The 3456-nt window shown below is 75.4% G+C and carries 3 protein-coding genes and 1 pseudogene; all 4 read left to right on the forward strand.

Translation table 11 applies throughout. From position 1 onward, the window contains the following. The first annotated feature begins 112 nt into the window (after positions 1-112). Positions 113-1483 carry a formimidoylglutamate deiminase gene (locus AAHZ94_RS30905; protein ID WP_349997034.1) on the forward strand — a complete coding sequence of 457 codons (1371 nt, stop codon included), beginning with the start codon at positions 113-115 and terminating at the stop codon, positions 1481-1483. Positions 1484-1500: 17 nt separating this feature from the next. Continuing rightward, positions 1501-2781 carry an imidazolonepropionase gene (gene hutI / locus AAHZ94_RS30910; protein ID WP_349997032.1) on the forward strand — a complete coding sequence of 427 codons (1281 nt, stop codon included), beginning with the start codon at positions 1501-1503 and terminating at the stop codon, positions 2779-2781. 144 nt (positions 2782-2925) lie between these two features. After that, positions 2926-3297 carry a hypothetical protein gene (locus AAHZ94_RS30915; RefSeq protein ID WP_349997033.1) on the forward strand — a complete coding sequence of 124 codons (372 nt, stop codon included), beginning with the start codon at positions 2926-2928 and terminating at the stop codon, positions 3295-3297. Beyond that, a pseudogene (locus AAHZ94_RS30920) lies at positions 3275-3456 on the forward strand (RDD family protein); the annotation flags it as partial. The gene AAHZ94_RS30915 and the pseudogene AAHZ94_RS30920, both read left to right, overlap by 23 nt.

Here is a 3456-nt window from a genome sequence, read left to right on the forward strand (position 1 = left end):
CCCGGCCGCAGGTCCGCCCGCCGCGGACCCGACCAGCCCCACCGCCGCCGCCACCGGGCAGCACCCCACGGGCCTCCCCCCCGGCCCACTCCCCACCGGAGTCGTCGCGGGCGTGGTCATCGACGTGCAGGACGGCGTGGTGACCGCGGTACGGATCGGCGTGGCCAGCCCGCCGCCCGGCGCCGTGGTGCTGCGCGGTCTGACCGTGCCCGGCCTGGCCAATGCGCACAGCCACGCCTTCCACCGTGCCCTGCGCGGCGCCGCCCAGGTCAGCCCGACCGCCGGGCCCGCGGAGGCGGCGGGGACCACGGGAGCCACGGGGGCCGTCGGCGCTACCGGGGTCACCGGCTCGGCCGGTGAACGCGCCCCGGACTCGTTCTGGACCTGGCGCGAGGTGATGTACACGGCGGCCGAACGGCTCACGCCGGACAGCTACCACGCCCTGGCCCGCGCCACCTACGCCGAGATGGCCCTGGCCGGCATCACCTGCGTCGGCGAGTTCCACTACCTCCACCACGGCCCCGGCGGCAGCCGCTACCAGGACCCGAACGCCATGGGCGAGGCCCTGCTCGCCGCCGCGGCCGACGCCGGCATCCGCATCACCCTCCTCGACACGGCCTACCTCTCCGCCGGCTTCGGCCAGCCCCCAACGCGCCCGCAACTCCGGTTCAGCGACGGCACCGCCGATGCGTGGGCGCAGCGGGCGAGCGCGCTCAAGGCCCCCGCTCACGCCCGCATCGGGGCCGCCGTCCACTCCGTACGGGCCGTACCCGCCGACCAACTCGGCACCGTCGCCCAGTGGGCCACCAGCCGCGACACCCCCCTCCACGTCCACCTCTCCGAACAGACCGCCGAGAACGACGCCTGTCGCGCCGCCCACGGCCGCACCCCCACTCAACTGCTCGCGGAACACGGCGTGCTCGGCCCGCGCACCGTCGCCGTCCACGCCACGCACCTCACCGAAGCGGACATCGCCCACCTGGGCGGCGCCCGTACCGGCGTCTGCATGTGCCCCACCACCGAACGCGACCTCGCCGACGGCATCGGCCCGGCAGCGGCGCTCCAGCGGGCCGGCTCACCGCTCTCGCTGGGCAGCGACAGCCACGCCGTCATCGACCTGCTCGAAGAGGCCCGCGCGATGGAGCTCGACGAGCGGCTGCGCACCCGGGCCCGCGGCCACTGGACGGCGGCCGAACTCCTGCGCGCGGCGACGGCGGACGGTCATGCGGCGCTCGGCTGGGAGCAGGCGGGGCGCATCGCGCCAGGGGCGCTCGCCGACTTCACCACGCTGGCGCTCGACTCGGTACGCACCGCGGGCCCGCCGCCGGCGCTCGGCGTGGAGACCGCCGTATTCGCAGCGTCCAACGCGGACGTCCGGCACACGGTCGTCGGCGGTCGCCACATCGTCCGGGACGGAGCGCACACCCTGCTGCCCGACGTGCCCACCGCACTGGCCCAGTCCATCGCAGCCGTGCTCGGCTGAAGGAGAACAACCCCGCGATGACCACCCCCAGCACCCCCAGCACGCCCCACACCCCCGGCACCCCCCACGCAGCAGCCGGCCCCGCGCCCGACAGCGGATCGGGTCCGGCCACGAGCACGGCCCAGGGCCACGGCGCCACGACGACCATCACGCACATCAGCACCCTGGTCACAGGCGATCCCTCCCTCGGCGAAGGCCCCCTCGGTCTGATCCAGGACGCGGCGCTCGTCATCGACGGCGACCGCATTGCCTGGGTCGGTGTCACCAGGAAAGCACCCGCCTCTGACAATCACCTCGACGCCGCAGGTCAGGCTGCCATTCCGGGGTTCGTCGACTCGCATTCGCACCTGGTCTTCGCCGGCGACCGCACCGCCGAGTTCAACGCCCGGATGTCGGGCAAGCCGTACACCGCCGGCGGCATCCGCACCACCGTCGCCGCCACCAGGGCCGCCACCGACGCGGAACTCGAAGCGAACCTGCTGCGCTACCTGCGGGAGGCGGCCCGGCAGGGCACCACCACCCTGGAGACCAAGTCCGGTTACGGCCTCACCCCGCACGACGAGGCCCGCGCGCTGCGCATCGCCGCGGCGCACACGAGCGAGACCACGTTCCTCGGCGCGCACATCGTCGCCCCCGAGTTCGCCGACGACCCGGCCGGCTACGTGGACCTGGTCACCGGCCCGATGCTCGACGCCTGCGCGCCGCACGCCCGTTGGGTCGACGTCTTCTGCGAGCAGGGCGCCTTCGACCGCGACCAGGCGCACGCCGTCCTCACCGCGGGCAAGGAGCGCGGCCTGATTCCGCGCATCCACGCCAACCAACTCACCTACGGGCCCGGCGTACAACTCGCCGTGGAACTCGGCGCCGCATCCGCCGACCACTGCACCCACCTCACGGACGCCGACGTGGACGCCCTGGCCAGCGGCGACACCGTGGCGACGCTGCTGCCGGGCGCCGAGTTCTCCACCCGCGCGAAGTGGCCGAACGCGCGCCGGCTGCTCGATGCGGGCGCCACCGTCGCGCTCTCCACCGACTGCAATCCGGGCTCCTCCTTCACCAGTTCCATGCCGTTCTGCATCGCCCTGGCCGTACGGGACATGGGCATGACCCCGGAGGAGGCCATCTGGGCGGCGACCGCCGGCGGTGCCCGGGCGCTGCGCCGGGACGACGTCGGTCACCTGCGTCCCGGAGCCCGCGCCGACCTGGCCCTCCTGGACGCCCCGTCACCGATCCACCTCGCCTACCGCCCCGGCGTCCCCCTGGTGACCTCCGTCTGGCGCGCGGGCCAGCGGATCTGAGCCGCGCCCACGGGGCCCCCTTCCCCTGGGTCTCACGTGGTGGGGGGGGCGGCCCCCCCCCGGGGCCCCCCCCCCTCACGCGTGGTGCAGGCCACGCGGCAGCCCCGTCGCCAAGATGATCTACCGATCGGTAGCATCGCGGGCATGGCAGACACCCAGCAGGCCGAAGAGAGCACGGAGCCGGCCGACACGCCGGTCCGCGACGCCCGCGTCGAGCGGCAGGCCGCCCGGCTGGCCCGACAGATCGAGGCGTTCGCCCGCAGCCACGGCGGCAGCGCCGAGGGCCAGCTCGCCCACATCACCCGCGGCTCGGTCCGGATCGCCCTGGTCGGCGCCAACGGCGAGTGGGGCAACCTGGTCGCCCCCTCGTACGAGAGCGCCCAGCGCGCCGTCGAACTGTCCGGTCTGACCGTGCACGAGGACTTCGCCGGGGACCTGGCGGCCAAGGTCCGCACGGGGCCGTACGAGTGGTCGCGCATGGCCGGTATCCAGCTTGGCGGGCCCCGCAACCCGTAGCCTTCCCGGCACCGACCCCGCCCGCGGGCCGCGGGGGGGGGCCCCCCGGGCCCCGGGGGGGGGGGCCCCCCCCCCGGCCCCCCCCGACCGGAGCTATCTCGTCATGCCGTACGAGGGCCGGCTCACCGGCGTCACCCTGCGGGTCCCCCAGGGGCCGCG

The organism is Streptomyces sp. HSW2009, from assembly GCF_040240285.1.
GTDB lineage: Bacteria > Actinomycetota > Actinomycetes > Streptomycetales > Streptomycetaceae > Streptomyces.

What these genes read in the sequence shown, in the direction of transcription:
- hutI (WP_349997032.1), top strand. Translation starts at nt 1,501, where the DNA reads ATGACCACCCCCAGCACCCCCAGCACGCCCCACACCCCCGGCACCCCC.
- AAHZ94_RS30915 (WP_349997033.1), top strand. Translation starts at nt 2,926, where the DNA reads ATGGCAGACACCCAGCAGGCCGAAGAGAGCACGGAGCCGGCCGACACG.